The 19379-nt window shown below is 68.9% G+C and carries 17 protein-coding genes; 8 read left to right on the plus strand and 9 right to left on the minus strand.

Annotated elements, in window-relative coordinates; genetic code table 11:
• The first annotated feature begins 422 nt into the window (after window positions 1-422).
• Both DB354_RS08020 and DB354_RS08025 read left to right on the plus strand, forming a co-directional pair.
• Window positions 423-1331, plus strand: coding sequence for a polysaccharide deacetylase family protein (locus DB354_RS08020; protein WP_107834927.1), 909 nt, complete (start codon window positions 423-425; stop codon window positions 1329-1331).
• Window positions 1328-3109, plus strand: coding sequence for a glycoside hydrolase family 9 protein (locus DB354_RS08025; protein ID WP_107834928.1), 1782 nt, complete (start codon window positions 1328-1330; stop codon window positions 3107-3109). Before DB354_RS08020 ends, DB354_RS08025 begins: the two co-directional genes overlap by 4 nt.
• A 1242-nt stretch (window positions 3110-4351) precedes the next feature.
• On the opposite strand, the gene purT is transcribed toward DB354_RS08025, so the two are convergent.
• On the minus strand, window positions 4352-5542 hold the full coding sequence (purT, locus tag DB354_RS08035; protein WP_107834930.1) for a formate-dependent phosphoribosylglycinamide formyltransferase: 1191 nt from the start codon (window positions 5540-5542) through the stop codon (window positions 4352-4354).
• Window positions 5543-5840: 298 nt separating this feature from the next.
• Here purT and DB354_RS08040 point away from each other — a divergent pair, with 298 nt between their 5' ends.
• Complete coding sequence (locus DB354_RS08040) at window positions 5841-6437, plus strand: NAD(P)H-dependent oxidoreductase (protein ID WP_107834931.1); 597 nt, start codon at window positions 5841-5843, stop codon at window positions 6435-6437.
• A 64-nt stretch (window positions 6438-6501) separates the two neighbouring features.
• Window positions 6502-6957 carry an SRPBCC family protein gene (locus tag DB354_RS08045; RefSeq protein WP_107834932.1) on the plus strand — a complete coding sequence of 152 codons (456 nt, stop codon included), beginning with the start codon at window positions 6502-6504 and terminating at the stop codon, window positions 6955-6957.
• Between the two features lie 54 nt (window positions 6958-7011).
• Here the strand turns inward: DB354_RS08045 and DB354_RS08050 are convergent, their stop codons facing one another.
• From DB354_RS08050 to ilvD, 4 genes are all read right to left on the minus strand, one after another.
• A complete protein-coding gene (locus DB354_RS08050; protein ID WP_233256588.1) occupies window positions 7012-7569 on the minus strand; it encodes an SRPBCC family protein in 558 nt (185 codons plus the stop codon).
• A gap of 35 nt (window positions 7570-7604) precedes the next feature.
• Window positions 7605-7925, minus strand: a complete 321-nt coding sequence (locus tag DB354_RS08055; RefSeq protein WP_107834934.1) for a metalloregulator ArsR/SmtB family transcription factor — start codon at window positions 7923-7925, stop codon at window positions 7605-7607.
• Window positions 7926-8026: 101 nt separating this feature from the next.
• Window positions 8027-9037, minus strand: a complete 1011-nt coding sequence (locus tag DB354_RS08060; protein ID WP_107834935.1) for a PDZ domain-containing protein — start codon at window positions 9035-9037, stop codon at window positions 8027-8029.
• A 187-nt stretch (window positions 9038-9224) separates the two neighbouring features.
• Window positions 9225-10922 carry a dihydroxy-acid dehydratase gene (gene ilvD / locus DB354_RS08065; RefSeq protein ID WP_107834936.1) on the minus strand — a complete coding sequence of 566 codons (1698 nt, stop codon included), beginning with the start codon at window positions 10920-10922 and terminating at the stop codon, window positions 9225-9227.
• Window positions 10923-10992: 70 nt separating this feature from the next.
• On the opposite strand from ilvD, the gene DB354_RS08070 reads away from it, so the two are divergent.
• Window positions 10993-11874 carry a LysR substrate-binding domain-containing protein gene (locus tag DB354_RS08070; RefSeq protein WP_107834937.1) on the plus strand — a complete coding sequence of 294 codons (882 nt, stop codon included), beginning with the start codon at window positions 10993-10995 and terminating at the stop codon, window positions 11872-11874.
• Between the two features lie 172 nt (window positions 11875-12046).
• Window positions 12047-12406, plus strand: a complete 360-nt coding sequence (locus tag DB354_RS08075) for an arsenate reductase family protein (RefSeq protein WP_107834938.1) — start codon at window positions 12047-12049, stop codon at window positions 12404-12406.
• 8 nt (window positions 12407-12414) lie between these two features.
• Here the strand turns inward: DB354_RS08075 and DB354_RS08080 are convergent, their stop codons facing one another.
• The gene (locus DB354_RS08080; protein WP_107834939.1) at window positions 12415-13662 is read right to left on the minus strand and encodes a sensor histidine kinase; all 1248 of its coding nucleotides are present in this window, start codon (window positions 13660-13662) and stop codon (window positions 12415-12417) included.
• A 9-nt stretch (window positions 13663-13671) separates the two neighbouring features.
• On the opposite strand from DB354_RS08080, the gene DB354_RS21960 reads away from it, so the two are divergent.
• Both DB354_RS21960 and DB354_RS08085 read left to right on the plus strand, forming a co-directional pair.
• Window positions 13672-13896: a hypothetical protein gene (locus tag DB354_RS21960; protein WP_146180155.1), complete on the plus strand. Its 225-nt coding sequence runs from the start codon at window positions 13672-13674 to the stop codon at window positions 13894-13896.
• Between the two features lie 184 nt (window positions 13897-14080).
• Window positions 14081-14917: a rhomboid family intramembrane serine protease gene (locus DB354_RS08085; RefSeq protein ID WP_107834940.1), complete on the plus strand. Its 837-nt coding sequence runs from the start codon at window positions 14081-14083 to the stop codon at window positions 14915-14917.
• A 48-nt stretch (window positions 14918-14965) separates the two neighbouring features.
• Here the strand turns inward: DB354_RS08085 and DB354_RS08090 are convergent, their stop codons facing one another.
• The 3 genes from DB354_RS08090 to DB354_RS08100 form a co-directional block, all read right to left on the minus strand.
• The gene (locus DB354_RS08090; protein ID WP_107834941.1) at window positions 14966-16660 is read right to left on the minus strand and encodes an MFS transporter; all 1695 of its coding nucleotides are present in this window, start codon (window positions 16658-16660) and stop codon (window positions 14966-14968) included.
• 335 nt (window positions 16661-16995) lie between these two features.
• Window positions 16996-18504, minus strand: a complete 1509-nt coding sequence (gene glpK, locus DB354_RS08095) for a glycerol kinase GlpK (RefSeq protein WP_107834942.1) — start codon at window positions 18502-18504, stop codon at window positions 16996-16998.
• A 33-nt stretch (window positions 18505-18537) separates the two neighbouring features.
• Window positions 18538-19284 (minus strand): MIP/aquaporin family protein, encoded by a 747-nt coding sequence (locus tag DB354_RS08100; RefSeq protein WP_107834943.1) that lies wholly within the window; start codon window positions 19282-19284, stop codon window positions 18538-18540.
• Window positions 19285-19379: the final 95 nt, after the last annotated feature.

Raw genomic sequence — 19379 nt, forward strand, 5'->3', positions numbered from 1 at the left:
GCCCCGTTCGCCCCGCCCCCTCCGTCATCCCTCCGTTTTCGCCGCCCGCCCCCCCGCCCCCTCCATTTCGCGCCCTTTCGCCTCTTTCGCGGTTCCCATCATCTCGTTTCGCGGCCCACCGCATTCTTTGCAGTCCCCCAACCTGCAACCTGCCAACGTCCCAACCTGCCACCCGCCGCGTGTGCGCCAGCACCTCGGCTTCGCGTTCCTTCGCGCCGTTCGCGGTTTCCACCACCTCCGGCTTTCGCGCTTCCCCCAACCTGCAACCTGCCAACCTTCAAACCTGCCAACCTGCGGCGCCTGCGCCGCAAACCTGCCAACCTTCAACATTACAGCTTTCCAACCTCTGGCGGAGCGCCCGCCCCGCGCTCCGCCAAAGTGCTCCCCATCCGCGCGGGAAACTGTCTTCATCGGCGGCACCCATGAGCCTGTTCTTCCGCGTCCGGCATCCGCTCACCCCCTCCGTCCTCCGCCGTCTCGCCGCCCTCGGCCCCCTCCTCGCTTTCGCTATCGTCAACAGCGTTCCGGCCGCCGCCGCCGCCACCGCGCCTTCCACGTCGCCGACCGCCGCTCCGTCGCCGGTCGACTCCGCCGCCGCCTCGTCCCTTCCCGCCGTCGCCCCCGGTTGCACTTGGCGCGAGGGTGCGGTCGTGCGCGGCCCGACAGACGCCAAGCGCGTCGCCCTCGTGTTCACCGGCCACTCCTTCGCCGAGGGCGCACCGGACATCCTCGCCGCCCTCAACCGCCACCACGCCCGCGCGTCCTTCTTTCTCACCGGAGTCTTCCTCGACAACCCCGCGTTCGCTCCGCTCCTTCAGCGCCTGGTGCATGAGGGGCACTACGTCGGCCCCCACTCCGACCAGCACTTGCTGCTCTGCGATTGGACGCCCGCCAAGACCCGTCTCGTCACGCGCGAGGTATTCGCCGCCGATCTCACCGCGAACCGTGCCAAGCTCGCCCGACTCTCGCCCGCGCCCACCCTTTGGTACCTGCCGCCGTTCGAGCACTACGACGCCGAGATTGCACGCTGGACCGAGGCGCTCGGGCTCCGGCTGATCAACCACACGGGCGGCACCCGCTCCGCCGCCGATTACCTCGCCGACACCGCGCCCAACTTCATCTCTTCCGCGGCCATCATCCGCAGCATCCTCGCCCGCGAGGAGTCCGACCCGCACGGGCTCAACGGCTACCTGCTCCTCCTGCACCTGGGCGCGGGCCCCGAACGCACCGACAAGATGTCCGCCCAGCTCGGCGCGCTGCTCGATACGCTCGCCGCACGCGGCTACAGCTTCGTGCGCGTCGACGAACTGCTTTCTCCAGCCCAACCATGACGTTCGTCCGCCACCTCTCCACGGTCTTCCTCTCCGCCCTGCTCGCCGCGGCGTCCTCGTCGCTCGCTGCCGCGACGCACGTACGCGTCAATCAACTCGGCTACGCCCCCACCGCGTCGAAGCTCGCCGTGGCGCTGTCCGACGCGCCCCTTCCCGCCGAGTTCTCCGTGGTCGACGCCGCCTCCGACCGCGTTGCCGCCACCCTCGCCGCGCGTCCGCTCACGCCCGGCACGTGGGGTCGGTTCACCTATCACGCGGAACTCGACTTCTCCGCCTTCGCTCACCCCGGCACCTACGTCCTCGCCGTCGGTGAATCGCGCTCCCTGCCGTTCTCCATCGCCGCCGATGCCAGCGCCGACCTGTCCGCCGCGTTGCTCGAGTTCATGCGCCAGCAGCGTTGCGGCTACAACCCGTGGCTCGACACCGAATGTCACCAGGAGGATGGCCGCACTGCCTACGGGCCCCTCCCCGCCGGCACCCGCCTCGACGCCCGCGGCGGCTGGCACGACGCCGGCGACCTGCTCAAATACCAACTCACCTCCGGCAACGCCACCGCCCAACTCCTGCTCGCATACCTCCTGGCGCCCGAGTCCGCTCGTCGGCTTGATCGCGTCGATGCCCGCGGCACGCCGCAGCCCAACGGCGTGCCCGACGTGCTCGACGAGGCGCGCTGGGGTCTCGACTGGCTGCTGAAGCTCCATCCCACGCCCGACGCGCTTTATCACCAGGTTGCCGACGACCGCGACCACATGGGGCTGCGACTCCCGCCTCAGGACACCGCCGATTACGGCTGGGGCCCCGGCGCGGCTCGCGTCGTCTATTTCGCCGACGGCCGGCCACAAGGGCTCGGCAAGTTTCCGAGCGCTTCCACCGGTCTCGCCAACCTTGCCGGCCGCTACGCCGCGGCGATGGCCCTCGCGTACCAGGTTTGGCATGACGTCCCCGGCGAGCGCGCCTTCGCCGACCGCTGTCTCCAGGCCGGCCGCGAGGTGTACGCCCTCGGCCGCTGCCAGGAGGGCGTGCAGCAGGGCAATTCGGTCCGCGCGCCATACCGTTACGAGGAGACCACCTGGGCGGACGACATGGAATGGGGCGCCGCCGAACTCGCCCGCGCCACGGGCGAGGCCGCCTTCCTCGCCGACGCGAAGCGCTACGCCGCCCTCGCGGCGAACGACACGTGGATGGGCCGCGAACAGACCGGACATTATCAGTACTACCCGTTCCTCAACGTCGGACACTTTCGCCTGCACGGGCTCGTCGACCCCGAGTTCCAGCGCACGCTCGCCGGCTACTACCGCACCGGGCTCGACGCGTGCACCAAGGTCGCCGCTGGCAACCCGTACGGCATCGGCGTGCCGTTCATCTGGTGCTCCAACAACCTCACCGTGGCCCTCGTCACCCAGGCCGCGTTTTACGCGGAGATGACGGGCGACCATTCCTACGCCGCCTTCGCCGCGCGGCACGCCGACTGGCTGCTCGGCCGCAATCCCTGGGGCACGACCATGTTCACCGAGGTTGGCCGCGTGTTCCCGACCGCCGTCCACCTCCAGACCACGAAGCTCACCGGCCGCCGCGTCGCCGGCGGACTCGTCGACGGCCCCGTGTACGAGCGCATCTTCAAGTCACTGCGCGGCGTCACCATCACCGAGCCGGATCCGTTCGCCGCGTTCCAGGACGCCCGCGCCGTCTACCACAACGACTACCAGGACTACTCGACCAACGAGCCCACGATGGACGGCACCGCCGCCGCCGTGCTGATGATCGCGGCGCGCCGGTAGGCGCGAGGCGCGGGCGCCTCGCGCTGTTGCAGGTTGAATGTTGAAACGTTGCAGGTCCGTCCCCCGCCCACCGCACGTTTTCGCGCCTGTTCGCGCCTTTCGCGGTTCCACCCTCCCGCGTTTCGTGGTTCGGAACCTGCAACCTTCAAACCTGCAACCTGCGAACCGTCCACGCGCTCCCGCCCACCGCACGTTTTCGCGCCCCTTCGCGTCTTTCGCGGTTCCTTTCCTCCGTCCGCGATTCATTCGTGTCCCTTCGTGTGCATTCGTGGTTAAGCATCTGCCTTGGTCTGCCGAAGAGTCACCGCGAACGCCCGCGAACCCAGCCGCGAAAACCCGAGGCTATTCAGCCCCTCACGCGATATCGCTACCAGTCCCTCTTCCACCGCACGTTTTCGCGCGTGTTCGCGTCTTTCGCGGTTCCACCCTCCTGCCTTTCGTGGTTCGGAACCTGCAACCTTCAAACCTGCAACCTGCGAACCGTCCACGCGCTCCCGCCCACCGCACGTTTTCGCGCCCCTTCGCGCCTTTCGCGGTTCCTTTCCTCCGTCCGCGATTCATTCGTGTCCCTTCGTGTGCATTCGTGGTTAAGCATCTGCCTTGGTCTGCCGAAGAGTCACCGCGAACGCCCGCGAACCCAGCCGCGAAAACCCGAGGCTATTCAGCCCCTCACGCGATATCGCTACCAGTCCCTCTTCCACCGCACGTTTTCGCGCGTGTTCGCGTCTTTCGCGGTTCCACCCTCCTGCCTTTCGTGGTTCGGAACCTGCAACCTTCAAACCTGCAACCTGCGAACCGTCCACTCACCCTCTCCCACCGCACTTTTTCGCGCCCCCTTCGCGTCTTTCGCGGTTCCACCCTCCTGCCTTTCGTGGTTCGAAACGCAGGATCGTGATCACGACCTCGCCCGTCGCGGGATCGCGCACAGTCGAGGCCGCGCCACGTCCTGCCGCCTGGAGCGTCGTCGGCAACCAGGCATCCCCGCGGTTCTCCGCGAAGAGCTGCTGTATGGTGTAATTGAGCGTCGGGAACACCTCCGTGCCCGAGAAATAGATCAGGTCCGGCGGCCAAAATGATTCTCCCGCACAAAGCAGCTCAACTCGTCGAGACACCGCGATGTTGTTGCCGCCGAGTCTGTACCCCCCCAAAGCCCCAATCGAACTCCGCGTTCCCTCATCCCAACCAAAATGGCGCATCCATTTTGATTAGCAGCCTGCGGACGAAGTCCGACAGGCTGCTAGGCTAGGCGAGCTGGATTTTTACCGCCGCCGCCGCCTCGCGCGCCCGGGCGCGCGCGACCTCCGGCGTCTCGCCGGTCGCCACGACCACGCCGAGCCGGCGGTGGCCGCGACACTCGGGTTTGCCGAAAAGCCGCAGGTGCGTCTCCGGCACCGCCAGCGCCTGCTCGAGCCCGGAGTACGACGGCACGCCCGAACCCGTTCCGAGCAGCGCCACGCTGTGCGCCGGCCGCAGCAGCACGATTGGCGGCACCGGCAGGCCGAGGATGGCCCGCGCATGCAGCGCGAACTCCGACCACTGCTGGCTGCCAATCGTCACCAGCCCCGTGTCGTGCGGGCGCGGGCTGACCTCCGAGAAGATCACCTCGTCGCCGCAAACAAAGCACTCCACGCCGAAGATGCCCCAGCCGCCCAGGTTGCCCACGATTGTCTTCGCGATATGCTGCGCCTTCGCCCAGGCCGCGGGGGACATCGGGCACGGCTGCCAGCTCTCGCGGTAGTCGCCGTCGATCTGGACGTGCCCGACCGGCGGACAGCATTGGATGCCATTCACCGCCGAGACCGTCAGCACCGTGATCTCGTAGTCGAACCGCACGAAGCCCTCGACAATGCAGCGGCCCGCCCCCGCCCGCGCGCCTTCCTGCGCATACTTCCAGGCGCGCGCCATATCGCCTTCGGTGCGCACGAGGCTCTGCCCGTGGCCGGACGATGACATCAGCGGCTTCAACACGCAGGGAAACCCAAGCGCGCGCCCCGCCGCGAGCGCCATGGCCTCGTCATCGACGAAGCGATACGGCGACGTGGGCAACTTGAGTTCCTCCGCCGCCAGCCGGCGGATCCCTTCGCGGTTCATCGTGAGCCGCGCCGCCCGCGCGGTCGGCACCACGCGCTGGCCCTTCTGCTCCAGGTCCACGAGCACGTGCGTCGCGATCGCCTCGATCTCCGGCACCACCAGATCGGGCTTCTCCTGCGCGATGACCCGCCGCAGCGACAGCTCGTCCAGCATCGGGAACACGTGGCTCCGGTGCGCGACCTGCATCGCCGGTGCGTCCTGGTAGCGATCGCAGGCGATCACCTCGCAGCCCAGCCGCTGCAGCTCGATGGTGACCTCCTTCCCCAGCTCGCCGGAGCCGAGCAGGAGGACGCGTGTCGCGCCCTGGGTGTTGGGAGTGCCGAGTGAACCTGGTTGAAGCATCCGGGCATGTTGAGAACCCGCGCGCCCCGCGTCAGGCCCGAACTCGCCCCGCCAAACTGTCACGCAATACGTGACACTTTCCGCCCTGCCGCCTCCGCCCACTGTCACGTAATACGTGACAGTTTTCCGCGCCGTTCCCTCGTAGCTCCGACGCCAGTGTCACGTATTACGTGACAGTTCCGCCGCGGGCCGATGTCACGTAATGCGTGACACTCGCGGCGGGATCATGCGCCGCGCGCATGGCTGCGATGGTGGGCGCGCAGTAGGCGGCCCGCCGCGGCGGTGGTATCGTGCCGGCATGAACACCACATCGCTCCGCCTGCTCCACCTCGACTCCAGCATCACGGGCGAGAACTCGGTCTCGCGCCTGCTCACGGCCGAAGTCGTCGCCGCCGAACAGCATCTGCACCCGCAGCTCAGCGTCACCTACCGCGACCTCGCGGCCCAGCCGCTGGCCCATCTTTCCGCCGGGCATCTGGCCGGGTCGCCCGAGACGGCGGCCGAGCGCGCGGCGGGCGCTGCCGCGCTCGAGGAGTTCCTCGCCGCCGACATCGTCGTGATCGGCGCGCCCATGTACAACTTCGGCATTCCGTCGCAGCTCAAGGCCTGGTTCGACCGCGTGGCGGTGGCCGGAAAGACCTTCGAATACACCAGCAGCGGTCCGCGCGGGCTCGCGGGCAACAAGCGCGTGATCGTCGTCTCCTCCCGCGGCGGCGCCTACGCGCAGACGCCGCTCGAGGTCCTCGATCACCAGGAGTCCTATCTCCGCGCCGTGCTCGGCTTCCTCGGCATCACCGACATCACGTTCGTCCGCGCGGAGAACACCTCCCGCGCGGCGCTCCGGGCCGCCTCGCTCGCCGCGGCGCGTTCGCAGATCGCCCAACTCGCGGCCTGATCCCGCCCGCACCGGGCGTCCCCGCCCCCTTGCCGCGCCCGGCCGGACGGGCATCCTGCCCCGCATGATTCGCCACCTGCACCGCGAGCAGTTCGTTGCCGGCGATCCGGCGCGCATCTGGGATTTCTTCTGCGCGCCCGGCAACCTCGACACCCTCACCCCGCCGCAACTCCGGTTCCGGATCGTCGGGGATCCGCCGGCCCGCATGTACGCGGGGCAGATGATCGAGTACCGCGTCGGCATCCTACCGGGGGTGTGGACGCGCTGGCTCACGGAGATCACGCACGTGCGCGCGGGCGAATACTTCGTTGATGAGCAGCGGATCGGCCCATACCGCCTCTGGCATCACGAGCACCGTTTCGCACCGGTCGTCGGCGGGCTGCAGATGACCGACCACGTGACTTATGATGTCGGCTGGGGACCGGCCGGCGCGCTCGCCGAGCGCCTCTGGGTGCGCGGCCAGCTCCGGCGGATTTTCGACTACCGGCACGATCGGATTGCCGCGCTCTTTCCCACCTGACCTCGCCGGCGGCGCCGCCGCGGATACTCCACGGCGGCGCACCAGCGCAGGCAGTCAGACTGCCGCCGCGCCCAGTTTCTGCTGATAGAACGGGTGGAGCACGGCGAACGCCGCCCAGAACTTGGGACGCGGGGCGGCGGCCAGTTGCGCCCACAGGTGATCAAGGTGGATGTGCCAGCCGCTCGCGAACTCCGCGATCGACGCGAGATCCTCCCCGCGGGAGCGGTGCGTCACCACCAGCAGCACGTCCTCCCCCTGGGTGGTCAGCTCGAAGGTAACGTCGGAGCTCGAGCCAAACGTGTAGCTCAACACGTGCGGTGGCTCCCAGCGCAGCACGGCTCCCGACATCCGCGTGCCGGGATCATGATGCTCGCGATAGCCTTCCGGCGGCACCTCGTCGGGGGCGAGGTTCGCATGCCGGAAGTACAGCTCCATCTTGCCGCCCGCACGCGGCTCCATCGGCCCGCCGGCGAACCAGCGGCTGCGCTTGTCCGGATCGGTCAGGTACTCCCAGACCCGCTCGATTGGCCCCGGGAGCGTGCGCACGAGGCGCACCTCGCCGGGCGCGGGAAAGCGGGCGGGTTGGGCGTTCATCTGTGGGTGGGTCTTCATGTGGGTACCGTGGGTTGTCTGGCTTCGTCTGTGGGTTATGGCTTTCGTTTTCGCTGGTCCTCGGCCCGCAACTCCCGCTCGAGGGCGTCGAGGCGGCGGCTCCAGAGCTGGCGCTGGCGCTGCAGCCACGCGTCGAGTTCGTCGAACGCGGCGGGGTTGAGGGACTGGATGCGAGTCTTTCCCTCCGCCCGGGTCGCAATGAGCCCGGCTTCACGAAGGACATTCAGGTGCTGCGAAATGGCGGGCGCGCTCAGATCGAATTCCTCGACCAGTTCGCCCGCGGTGCGGTCGCGCGCCGCCAGCAGCTCAACAATGCGGCGACGCGTCGGATCGGCGATGGCGGCAAGGCTCTGCATGCCGGAACAATTAAGACGATGCTTAATTAAGCAAATGATAAATCGACGATCGCGACCAAGCCGCGCGTCCCCAGCGGCTAACGACCGAAATCCGGGCGAAGTCAGTACGATTGGAAGAACCAGGCGATCGCCGGCACGGCATCGGGCGTTGCCAGCCCGAAAGGCACCCCACGGTAAAACTCGGCGTAGTCGCGCAGCGCATCGCGCGCCGGACTCCAACACCACGTGTCACCGCGGCGCACGAAACGGAAGACCCGCCGCAGCGTCCGGACGTCCGTCGGTTCCGCAAAGCGCAACTCCAGGGCGCACGAGGCCCGGTCCGAACGCAGCGACGTCTGGCGCGACTTCGTTTCGGCCGGCGGCATCTCCTGGCTGACGAAGACCGCCAGCATGCGTGCCGGCGAACGGTAGTAGGCGCGTCCCGACTCGGGCAGCGCGGCGAAGAGAACCCGCATCGGCTCGAGCGCCGGGTCGTCGGGATCTAGACACACCGCAATGGCATCGGGGTCGTGGCGGTGGCGGGCCCAGAGCAGGGTCTCCAGGCACGCCATCGCAGACGCCCGACCGGCGTTGCGCCAGAGCGGCGCCGCGGAGCCGGGCGCCAGGGGCTCCGTTCCCGGCGGCGGTGCGGGAGGTGGCGCTGGCAACCAGAGATGCTTCGGTTCGGCCATGGCCTGGAAGCTCACCGTCCGCCGCCCCCGGCCCGGCGCGTCGACGAGGCAATCAAACGCTCGTCCCGCCCGCAGCGCCTCCTGGAGCACGGCGCGCAACCCATAGATCGAGTACGCGTTCATCCCCTTGCCCGCCACTCCCAGGAGTTCATCTCCAGCGCGCAAGCCGCTGCGAAACGCAGGTGACGCCGGATTTACCGCGGTGATCTGGCAACGCACATTGTGCGCCCCGACCAGAGACCCCAGGTTGCCGTGAATCACGCCATGGGTGCCGAGCGTGCGAAAGACATCTCCCTTCACTGCGACCGCCTCCATCTGCACCGGCGGCGGCTCCACCGCGTCCACCCCCTCCGCGGCCTGGGCAGCCCGTTCCAGGCCGGCAAACGGTCCGACAAAAAATAGGATCAACCGCAGCAGCGGCGGGAAACGACTCGGAGCCATAGGCACGCTGGCGACAAGCCGGCCCGCCGGCCGGTTCCATGCACGCCGGGCCGCGCTCGCTCGCGTCCGGCCACGTCACGTATCCGTGACGTCAGCGAACCAGCAGCCTCTGGCGGCGCCACGCCCGGGGCGGGCGCAATCCCGGCGGGCGACACCGCGCGACCGCGCCGTCCGGCCGGGGCACCGCTCAGCGCACGACCTGCGGCACGCGCAGGATCGCGCCCTCGGCGGCGCTGGTGACCATGCTGGCGTAGCGGGCCAACCAGCCGGAGAGCTTCGGCTGGCGTTTACGCCACGGCGCCTGCGCCCGGCGGCGCTCCAGCGTGAGTTCGTCCACGGCGAGCCGGAGCGCACGGTGCGGGATGTCGATCTCGATGATGTCGCCGGGCTCGATCAGGGCGATCGCGCCCCCGGCCGCAGCCTCCGGGGAAACGTGCCCGATCGCGCCACCCCGCGTGGCGCCGGAGAAGCGGCCGTCCGTAATCAACGCCACGGACTCGGCCAGCCCGCGGCCGGCGAGCGCGGCGGTGGGCGCCAGCATTTCCTGCATGCCGGGGCCGCCGCACGGGCCTTCATAGCGGATCACCACCACCTGCCCCGCCTGAACCTTGCCGCAGAGGATGCCGATGCGCGCCTCCTCCTCGGACTCGAAAATCACCGCCGGCCCGCGGAACGTCATCATCGACGGCGCCACGCCGGCCGCCTTTACCACCGAGCCTTCGGGGGCCAGGTTGCCGTAGAGCACCGCGAGTCCGCCGCGCTCCGAGTAGGGCTGCGCGAGCGGGTGGATCACCTCGGGGTCACGCACCTCCGCCGCCTGCAACTGGGCGCCGAGCGTCTGGCCGGAGACCATCGCCGCCTCGAGGTGCAGCAGGCCGGGCCGCGTGCTCAGCGTCTTCAGAATCGCCGGAATGCCACCGGCGCGGTCGATGTCCTCCATGTGATGCACGCCCGACGGCGCGACCTTGCAGATGTGCGGCACGCGCTCGGAAACGGCGTTCAACTCGTCGAGTCGCAGGTCGACCCCGGCCTCCCGCGCGATCGCCAGCGCGTGCAGGATGGTGTTGGACGACCCGCCCATCGCCATGTCGAGCGCCAGCGCGTTCTCGAACGCCGCGCGGGTGAGGATGTCCGACGGCCGCACCTGGTCCCGCACGAGGGCGACGATGCGCTGGCCGGCGGCGCGGAATAGGGCGTCGCGCTTCGGGTCGGTCGCGAGCACGGTGCCATTGCCGGGCAGCGCGATGCCGAGCGCCTCGCAAAGGCAGTTCATCGAGTTCGCGGTGAACATGCCGGAGCAGGAACCGCAGGAGGGGCAGGCAAACCGCTCGATCTCGGTGAGCTCCGCCTCGGTGATCGCCTGGCGGGAGAACTGGCCGACGGCCTCGGACACCGACGCAAAGTCGAGCACGCGGCCGGACGACGGGATGCGGCCGGCCTGCATCGGCCCGCCGGAGACGAAGATCGCCGGCAGGTTGACCCGGGCCACGGCCATGAGCATGCCCGGAACGATCTTGTCGCAGTTCGGGATGCAGACGACGCCGTCGAAGCAGTGCGCCCGCAACATGGTCTCCATGCAGTCCGCAATGAGTTCCCGCGACGCCAGCGAGTACTTCATGCCGCTGTGGCCCATCGCGATGCCGTCATCGACCCCGATGGTGTTGAACTCGAAGGGCACGCCGCCGGCGGCGCGGATGGCCTCGCGCACCTTGCGGCCAACGACATCGAGATGCGCATGCCCCGGGATGATTTGCACAAAGGAGTTTGCGACCGCGATGAACGGCTTATCCCAGTCCGCCTCGGACTGGATCGCGCCGGTGGCGCGGAGCAGGGAGCGTTGAGGGGCCCGGAGGGGTCCGCGCTTGATGGTGTCGCTGGTGGCCATCCCGCGATCGTAGCGGACCGTCAGCCATAACAAAACTACCACCTTTTCCGTTCTGTGATACCATCCTGGTATGGACTATAACCTGCGTGAGCTGGAGTGCTTCACCGCCGCGGCGGAGGAGCTGTCGTTCACCCGCGCCGCCGCGAAGCTGCATCTGGCGCAGCCGCCGCTCTCGCGCCACATCCGGGCGCTCGAGGAGAAAGTCGGCGCGGAGCTGTTCCAGCGCGGGAAGCGCGGCGTGGCGCTGACGCCGGCGGGGGCCTTGTTCTACGAGGAGACGCGCATGGTGCTGCCGCAGCTCGTGCGCGCCGGCGAGGCGGTGCGGCGGTCGGCGTCAGGCGAGACCAGCCGGTTGCGGCTGGGCTTCGTCAGCGCGGTGCTCGGCCCCGAGCTGGTGCACGTGTTTCGCGCCTTTCGGGAGCAGCACCCGAACGTGCAACTGATGGTGCAGGACAGTCCACCGGCCGAGCAGCTGGCCGCGATGGCGCAGGGCACGCTCGACGGCGGGTTTGTCGGGCTGCACCCCGCGGGCGCCACGCCGGGTGTGCAGTTTGTGCCGTGGCAGGAGGAGCCGCTGCTGTGCTTCGTGCCGGCGGGTCATCCCCTCGCCCACCGCCGGCAGATCGAGCTCCGGCAACTCGCCGGCGAGCCCATGATCGCGGTGTCGAGCGAGTCGGCGCCGGCGTTCGCCGAGTACATCCGCGAGCTCTGCCGCCAGGCGAAGTTTCGCCCCCGCATCGTGCTCGAGGCGCCGCGCGCGCAAGCCGTGGGGGTGATGGTCGCCGCGGGCTGCGGCGTCGCGCTGTTGCCGGCCTCGCTTGGCCGCGTCGTGGGCAAGGCGGCACCGGGCCTCCCGCTCGCCGAGCACCCGCGCATCGTGCACGTCTTCGCCCGCCGCAGCGGCATCCTCAGCGGCGTGATGAAAGACTTCGTCAGTTGCTTCGCCCGCTGACGCGGGCTCCGCAACTGACGACGTGAGAGTGAAAGTGAAGGTGAATAGTGTTCGCTGACGCGAAAACGGAAGTCGGCTGCATTCGTTCACACTCCGGCGCCCTTGCTCCGCGCCTCGCCCTTTTTCCACTCTCACTTTCACTCTCACTCTCACTCTCACTCTCCCTTTATCCATGCTCCTCTATTCCTACTCGGGCTGCAGCACTTGCCGCGATGCGGTGGCTTGGCTGCGCGCACATGCGGTCTCTGTCGAGGAACGACCGATCTACGAACGCCCGCCCTCCCTCGCCGAACTCAAGCGCATGCTGGCCTTCCAGGGCGGCGAGTTGCGGAAGCTCTTCAACACGTCGGGACTCGAGTACCGCGCGCTTGACCTGAAGACGAAGCTCCCGACGATGTCCGTCGAGGATGCGCTCAAGCTGCTCTCGGGCAATGGTCGCCTCGTGAAGCGGCCGTTTCTCCTCGGCGCCAATGTCGGACTCGTGGGCTTCAAGCCGGAGGTCTGGGCCGCTGCACTTCTGCCGCGCGCCTAGCCGCCGGGTTAGGACTTCGCCCCGGCGCGCTCTTCGCGCAGCCGCGGCACGCGAAAGTGAAACGTGGTGCCCGCGCTCGCCTCGCTGGTGAACCACACCGCTCCGCCGAGCATGCGCTCGCCCAGCAGCTTCATCGAAAAGGTGCCCAGCCCGCGGCCCAGATTGCCCTTGGTGCTGAAGTTGCGCTGGAAAACGCGGCGCGCGATCTCCGGCGGGATCACCCCCTCGTTCCACACGCAGAACTCCACCGCCTCCGCCGTGGAGTCGGCCCATACGCGCACCGTCCCGCCGACCGGCGTGGCCTCCAGCGCGTTGATCACCATGTTGTGCACCACCCGCAGCAGGAGCGTCACGTCGGTCACGATCGTGCCAAACGCGGCGTCCCGCGCCACCTCCAGCCGACGGTCCGGGGCCTCGGGATCGTTGGTGTAGCAGCGCGCCACGTCGTCGAGCACGGTCGCGACGTCGACCGGGAGCAGCGACTCCTGAAAGCGGTCGACCGACATCGTCGACAGGCAGCGCTGCAGTTCGATCTCCCGGACGAGACGTTTGCTGATCTCCACGAGCTTGGGCGCGAGATCGGCCGCGTTCGTCGGATCCATGGTCATGAGCTGTCCGGCGGTAAGGATCGACGCCACGGTGTTTTTCACGTCGTGGAAGAAGGTTCGATCCAGCGCGGCGCGGTGCTGCTGCTCGGAAATATCCTGGATGAACAGGAGGAGGATGCGGTGTCGATTGCGCACCAGGGGACACGCCTGCACCCGAAGATAAGCCTGCTCCGACCCATGCCGGGGATACTTCAGGTCGATCGCGCAGGTGCGCTCGACTGGTTCGCCTTGGGCAAGGCTGGTGACCTGGGCGATGGCGGCGCCGCAGGTCGAGCAGTACTCCGTGGTGCCGCAACCCGCGGGGGCGGCGTGCGCGTGGACACACCCGACGGCTTCGCCAAGCCGGAGGCCGAGGGCCTTGGCGGGATCCTCGATGCCCAGGAGCCGCAGGAGCGCCGCGTTGATCGCCAGCACCTGGCGCTTATCATTCAGCACCGCAACCAAGCCGGCCACGGCATGCAGGAGCGCGTCGACCACGGGATCGTGCGCAATCACGTCGAGTTGCCGCGCCAGCTCCGCCGCCGACGCGCGCCCGGGCTCAGCGTAATAGGTTGCCGGGGCGGCGCTCAGGGCGGCGCTGCGGCCCGGCGCCGCCCCGTCGCGGCCAGGGTTGGCGAATGCGGATCCTCCATTCGACTCGGAATGCACGCCGCGAGCATGCGTTCCGAAAAGGGCGACCGCAAGGCCCCGACGGTGCCGTGCGGCTGCATCGACTACCCATTACTTTCGTCCGCGTCGCCGCCGCAGCGGGCCGGTCACAACCGCGAGACCACCGCGTTCTGCAGAACCCTGGACAGTCCGCCGGCCGCCCGCCCCAACCTGGGCTCGACCCAGTCGATGGCCGCGCCCAGCACCGGCGCCCACTCGTCCTGCCCCGCCTGATACCGTGGGCAACAATCGAAGGCCGCCGCCAGCTCGCCGCAAAGCACACACCCCGGAGGAACGTCGAAACGTGAATTCATGATATCCCTGCTGACGCCGCGCGCCGCCGACGGACGCAGGAATTTTTTCCCGGCGCGGTTGCCGCGACGCTGGCGCCGGCGCGCGACGCGGTTAGGCTGGGCCCGTGCTCGAGTCCACCACGCCCCTCACGCCGTCCGACGAGCCCGCGCCGGAGACGCTGGTCGAGGTGGGAGTGTATACGACCGCACGGGACGCCACCGAACACGGCCTCGTCGTCCTCGCCACCGGTAATCCCTACTGGCTCGAGTCCGCCGAGGGCCGGCACCGGCTGCTGGTGGAGCCGACCGCGGCCACCTGGGTGCGCCGGCAATTGCAGTGTTTCGACCGGGAGAGTGCCGGTTGGCCGCCGCGACCCGTCGCGTTGACGGGCGCCATGACGCGCGCGGAGCTGGGCCAACCGCTCCTGTGGGCGCTGCTGGTACTGCTTGCCTTCTGGGCGCAGGCGCGCGTCCCGGCCGTGGCGTGGGGCGCGCTCGATGCGCAAGCCGTCTTCGTTCGGCACGAATGGTGGCGGCCGGTGACGGCCCTCTTCCTCCACGCCGACGCCGGGCACATCCTGGCCAATGGCATCAGCGGCGTCTTCGTGCTGGCGGCCGTGCTCGCAACGCTCGGGCGGGCGCGCGGGTGGCTGGCCGTCGCGGGCGCCTCGATCCTGGGCAACGTCGCCGCGGTGAGCGTGCATTTCGGCGGCACCTACCGCTCGGTAGGCGCTTCAACGCTCGTGTTCGCGGCGCTCGGGCTGCTCACCGGCCACGCCGTGCGGCAGATGGCCACCGCCACCGGCGGGGGGCGCGGCCGCGCAATGGCGGCGCCGCTCGCCGCTGGCGTGACGGTCCTCGCGCTGTACGGCGCCGGCGGGGTGCACGTCGATGTGCTCGCGCACCTGACCGGCTTCGCCGCGGGTGTGGGGATCGGACTGCTGCTGCGCCCATCGACCTGACCGGAGCCGGCAACCGCCGCGCGTTGAGTCGTCGAACCGGCGCCCGCGTCAGCGCGAGATATCGAGGTCCTTCGTCTCGCGCAGGAAGAAGAGTCCGACCAGCAGGCTGAGACCGGCGATTGCCATCGGGTAGAACAGGCCCGCGTAGATGTTGCCCGTGTACACGCAGATCGACGTTGCGATCAGCGGCAGGAAGCCGCCGAACCAGCCGTTGCCGATGTGGTACGGCAGCGACATGGAGGTGTAGCGAATGCGCGTCGGGAAGAGTTCCACGAGATAGGCCGCGATCGGGCCGTACACCATCGCCACGTACGCGAGCAGGAGCGAAAGCAGGAGGATCGTCCTGGGCCGGTCCACCCGCGCGGGATCGGCCCCCATCGCGCCTCCCGGCAGCTTCACCGTCGCGTGGGCGTAGGCGCTGCGCGCGAAGAGCGCGTCGTAGGCCTTGGCGTCGAAGCCCGGCACCACGGTGCCGTCGATCTCGATCGCCAGGGGCGTGGCCGCGTCGCGCGCCGGCGCGAGGTTGAACGGGATGCCCTTCGCGTTGAGGTACGCCCGCGCCTGATCGACGGTCGTGGCCGGCGGCTGCGGCTTGACGATCTTGACCGCCGCGTCGCCCACGGCCGCGAGCGTCAGCCCGAGCGTGCCCTGGAATTCGTTGGTGTGCAGCGTCACCGGGGAGCGCGCCATCGCCTCCGCCAGCGCGGGGTTCACCGCCTGCGTGAGTCCGCGGAAGATCGAGGGGTACGTGAGGATCGCAAGGGCGAAGCCCGACAGCATGATGTATTTCCGGCCGATCCGGTCCGACAGCCATCCGAAGAACACCAGCAGCACCGCTCCGATCACGAGCGCGACCGACAGCAGCGCGTAGGAGTCCACGAAATACAGCTTCAGCGTGCTCATCAGGAAAAACAGCGCGTAGAACTGGCCGGCATACCAGACCACGCCCTGCCCGGCGGTTGCGCCGAACAGCGCGCCGAGCACGAGCTTGGCGTTCGGCCACCGGGCGAAGCTCTCGGTCAGCGGCGCCTTCGAATGATTTCCCTGCGCCTTCATTTCCAGGTACACCGGCGACTCCTGCAGCTTGAGCCGGATGTAGACCGACACCGCCAGGAGCACGAAGGAGAACAGGAAGGGAATGCGCCAGCCCCAGGCGTTGAACGTGGTGCCGTCCATCAGGAGCCGCGTGGTGCCGATCACCCCCAGCGAGAGGAACAGGCCCAGGGTGGCGGTGGTTTGAATCCAACTCGTATAGACCCCGCGACGACCGTGGGGCGCGTGCTCCGCGACGTACGTGGCGGCGCCGCCGTACTCGCCACCAAGCGCGAGCCCCTGGGCGAGCCGCAGGAGCACGAGGGTGATTGGCGCTGCCCAGCCGATGGTTTCAAACGAAGGCAGAAAGCCGATCACCGCCGTGGAGATGCCCATGACCATGATGGTCACGAGAAACGTGTACTTGCGGCCGACGAGGTCGCCGATCCGGCCGAACACCAGCGCTCCGAAGGGCCGCACCGAGAAGCCAACGCCGAACAGCGCGAGACTCGAGAGGTACGCTGCCGTTTCATTGCCCGGCGGAAAAAAGAGCTTCCCGAAAAACGCGGCGAGCGTACCAAAAATGTAGAAGTCGTACCACTCGAAGACCGTGCCGAGGGACGACGCGAAGATCACCAAGCGATGTTTCTGATCGATGCCTTCTTCCTGGACCGATGCGGGAGTTCTTGGGCGGAGTGTGGCGGGGTTCATCTGGGTGGGTGACTCGTCCCCGCACGGGTCCAGTGCCGGTGGCACACGCCGGACGGGGAGCGTTGGGTGGGGTGGAAAGCGCAGACCGCACGGACGCGTGCGCGCGCATAGGTAGGTGCGCCCGGCGAATTCGCAAGGGACGCGCCCGGGAAAGCGGCCGGAAACCCCGCCAAGGTGCGTCATCATTCATCGGGAAACTCCCGATGGTGCGACGGCCCCCGGGGCCCTCGCGGCGAATTCCGCTCGCCCGCGTGCCCTGCGCCCGCGCCCGCGTTCACGCCGCGGATGTCCTCCGACCGCGGGCGCCGCGCGCGAACGCACGGCGCCGCGTTGCGTCACCCTTCCTGCGTCCAGCCCTTGGCGCGCTCGACCGCGCGATCCCACTTCTTCCGCAGCGCCTGCATCTCGGCCGCGGGCCGGACCGGCTTGAACGTCGTATCCACGGCCCAATTGCGCGCGATGGCCTCACGGCTCTCCCAGTACCCGACGGCCAGCCCCGCGAGGTACGCGGCGCCCATCGCGGTGGTTTCGACGTTGCGCGGCCGCACCACGGGGTGCCCGACAAGGTCCGCCTGGAACTGCACCAGCGGCTGGCTGCGGGACGCGCCACCATCCACGCGCAGCTCCGTGAGGGTCAACCCACTGTCCTTCTCCATCGCCGTGATGAGGTCGGCGGACTGGAACGCAACGGCCTCGATGGCGGCGCGGCAGAACTGGGCGCGGTTCGTGCCGCGGGTGATGCCGATCGCAAGCCCGCGCGCGTACGGGTCCCAGTGCGGGGCGCCAAGTCCCGCGAACGCGGGCACGAGGAAGAGCCCCCCGGCGTCGGGCACCGAGGCGGCGAGCTGGTCGAGTTCCTGGACGGAGCTGACCAGTTTCAATTCGTCGCGCAGCCACTGCATCGTGGCGCCGCCGATGAAGACCGAGCCCTCGAGCGCGTATTCCGTCCGGCCGCCAATGCGCCAGGCGACGGTGGTGAGGAGGTTGTTGCGCGACGGCACCGCTTCCGTGCCGGTGTTCATGAGCAGGAAGCAGCCGGTGCCGTAGGTGTTCTTGGCCATGCCGGGCTGGTAGCACGCCTGGCCGAAGAGCGCGGCCTGCTGGTCGCCGGCGATGCCCGCGATGCGCAGACCTGCGAGCGGCAGGTGCCGTCCCACTTCGCCGTACACCTCCGAGCAGGAGCGCACCTCGGGCAGCATGGCGCGGGGGATGCCAAACACCTTCAGGAGTTCGTCGTCCCACTGGCCGCGATGGATATCGAACAGGAGCGTGCGCGAGGCGTTGGTCACGTCGGTGACATGCACCTGCCCCGGGCCGGCGGTGAGCTGCCAGAGAATCCAGGAGTCCACGGTGCCGAAGAGCAGTTTGCCGGCTTCGGCGCGAGCGCGGGCGCCCGGAACGTGGTTGAGGATCCAATGGACCTTGGTGGCGGAGAAGTATGGGTCGAGGCGCAGGCCGGTCTTGCGCGTGATCATGGGCTCGACACCGTCGCGGCGCAGTTGCGCGCAAAAGTCGGCGGTGCGCCGATCCTGCCACACGATCGCGGGGTAGACGGGCTTGCCGGTCTCGCAATCCCAGACGAGCGCGGTCTCGCGCTGGTTGGTGACGCCGACCGCGGCGATGTCGGCGCTGGAGAGGTTGGCCTTGGCGAGCGCCTCGACGGCCGTCGCGCTCTGGGTGGACCAGATCGCCAGCGGGTCGTGTTCGACCCAGCCGGGCTGCGGGAAAAGCTGCGGAAACTCGCGTTGCGCCACGGCGATCGCCTCACCGCTGGGGCCAAACACGATGGCGCGCGAACTCGTGGTGCCCTGGTCGAGCGCGAGGATATAGGAAGGTTTGCTCATCGGAAGAGGAGGTTGGGAAGACGCCGGGCTGGATCAGACTCCGAGCAGGCGGAACAGGTGGGCGCCGGCGATGCCGCCGCAGATCGGGGCGATCACGGGCACCCACGCATAACCCCAATCGGAGCCGCCCTTGCCCGGAATGGGAAGCAGGGCATGCGCGAGCCGCGGCGCGAGGTCGCGCGCCGGATTGATGGCGTAGCCGGTCGGCCCGCCGAGCGAGAGACCGATGGCGAAGACCAGGATGCCGACGAGCGCCGGGCCAAACCAGATGTTCACGGCGGCCGCCCAGGCCTGCTGCTCGGTCGGAGCACCTGCGGCGAGGCGGCCGAACGACAGGACGGCGAACACGAGTGCGGCCGTGCCGATGAATTCAGTCACAAATGCGGCCCCGAGGCGTCGCACCGCCGGGCCGGTGCAGTAGCAGGCCAGCTTGGCCGACGCGTCGGTCGTGGGCTCCCAGTGGGCAAGGTACGAAAGGTAAACGAGCACGGCGCCGGCAAAGCCGCCCGCCATCTGCGCGAAGAGGTAGCCGGGGACGAGGGCCCAGCCAAAGCTGCCGACGCTCGCAAGCCCGAGGGTGACGGCCGGATTGAGGTGGGCGCCGGAAGCGCGGGCGGCAACGTACACCGCGAGGGCGACGGCGCAGGCCCAGCCCGCTGTAATGACGATCCAGCCGCCGCCGTTGCCCTTGGTGCGGGCAAGCACGGCGTTGGCGACGACACCGTTTCCGAAAAGCACGAGGATGGCCGTGCCGACAAACTCAGCGATATAGGGGTGCATAGGGAGAAAAGGTCGGGCGCCGCGGCTGGCAGACAGCTTGCGGCGCAATGGGTTCGAGGGGTGCCGCCAAGCTCCGCCGTGGTTTGGTCAATGCA

Source organism: Opitutus sp. ER46, assembly GCF_003054705.1.
Classification (GTDB): domain Bacteria; phylum Verrucomicrobiota; class Verrucomicrobiia; order Opitutales; family Opitutaceae; genus ER46.

Bases quoted from the DNA above. Each gene is read 5' to 3' on its own strand.
- DB354_RS08020 (WP_107834927.1), top strand. From the start codon at position 423: ATGAGCCTGTTCTTCCGCGTCCGGCATCCGCTCACCCCCTCCGTCCTC.
- DB354_RS08025 (WP_107834928.1), top strand. From the start codon at position 1,328: ATGACGTTCGTCCGCCACCTCTCCACGGTCTTCCTCTCCGCCCTGCTC.
- purT (WP_107834930.1), bottom strand. From the start codon at position 5,542: ATGCTTCAACCAGGTTCACTCGGCACTCCCAACACCCAGGGCGCGACA.
- DB354_RS08040 (WP_107834931.1), top strand. From the start codon at position 5,841: ATGAACACCACATCGCTCCGCCTGCTCCACCTCGACTCCAGCATCACG.
- DB354_RS08045 (WP_107834932.1), top strand. From the start codon at position 6,502: ATGATTCGCCACCTGCACCGCGAGCAGTTCGTTGCCGGCGATCCGGCG.
- DB354_RS08050 (WP_233256588.1), bottom strand. From the start codon at position 7,569: ATGAAGACCCACCCACAGATGAACGCCCAACCCGCCCGCTTTCCCGCG.
- DB354_RS08055 (WP_107834934.1), bottom strand. From the start codon at position 7,925: ATGCAGAGCCTTGCCGCCATCGCCGATCCGACGCGTCGCCGCATTGTT.
- DB354_RS08060 (WP_107834935.1), bottom strand. From the start codon at position 9,037: ATGGCTCCGAGTCGTTTCCCGCCGCTGCTGCGGTTGATCCTATTTTTT.
- ilvD (WP_107834936.1), bottom strand. From the start codon at position 10,922: ATGGCCACCAGCGACACCATCAAGCGCGGACCCCTCCGGGCCCCTCAA.
- DB354_RS08070 (WP_107834937.1), top strand. From the start codon at position 10,993: ATGGACTATAACCTGCGTGAGCTGGAGTGCTTCACCGCCGCGGCGGAG.
- DB354_RS08075 (WP_107834938.1), top strand. From the start codon at position 12,047: ATGCTCCTCTATTCCTACTCGGGCTGCAGCACTTGCCGCGATGCGGTG.
- DB354_RS21960 (WP_146180155.1), top strand. From the start codon at position 13,672: ATGCGTTCCGAAAAGGGCGACCGCAAGGCCCCGACGGTGCCGTGCGGC.
- DB354_RS08090 (WP_107834941.1), bottom strand. From the start codon at position 16,660: ATGAACCCCGCCACACTCCGCCCAAGAACTCCCGCATCGGTCCAGGAA.
- glpK (WP_107834942.1), bottom strand. From the start codon at position 18,504: ATGAGCAAACCTTCCTATATCCTCGCGCTCGACCAGGGCACCACGAGT.
- DB354_RS08100 (WP_107834943.1), bottom strand. From the start codon at position 19,284: ATGCACCCCTATATCGCTGAGTTTGTCGGCACGGCCATCCTCGTGCTT.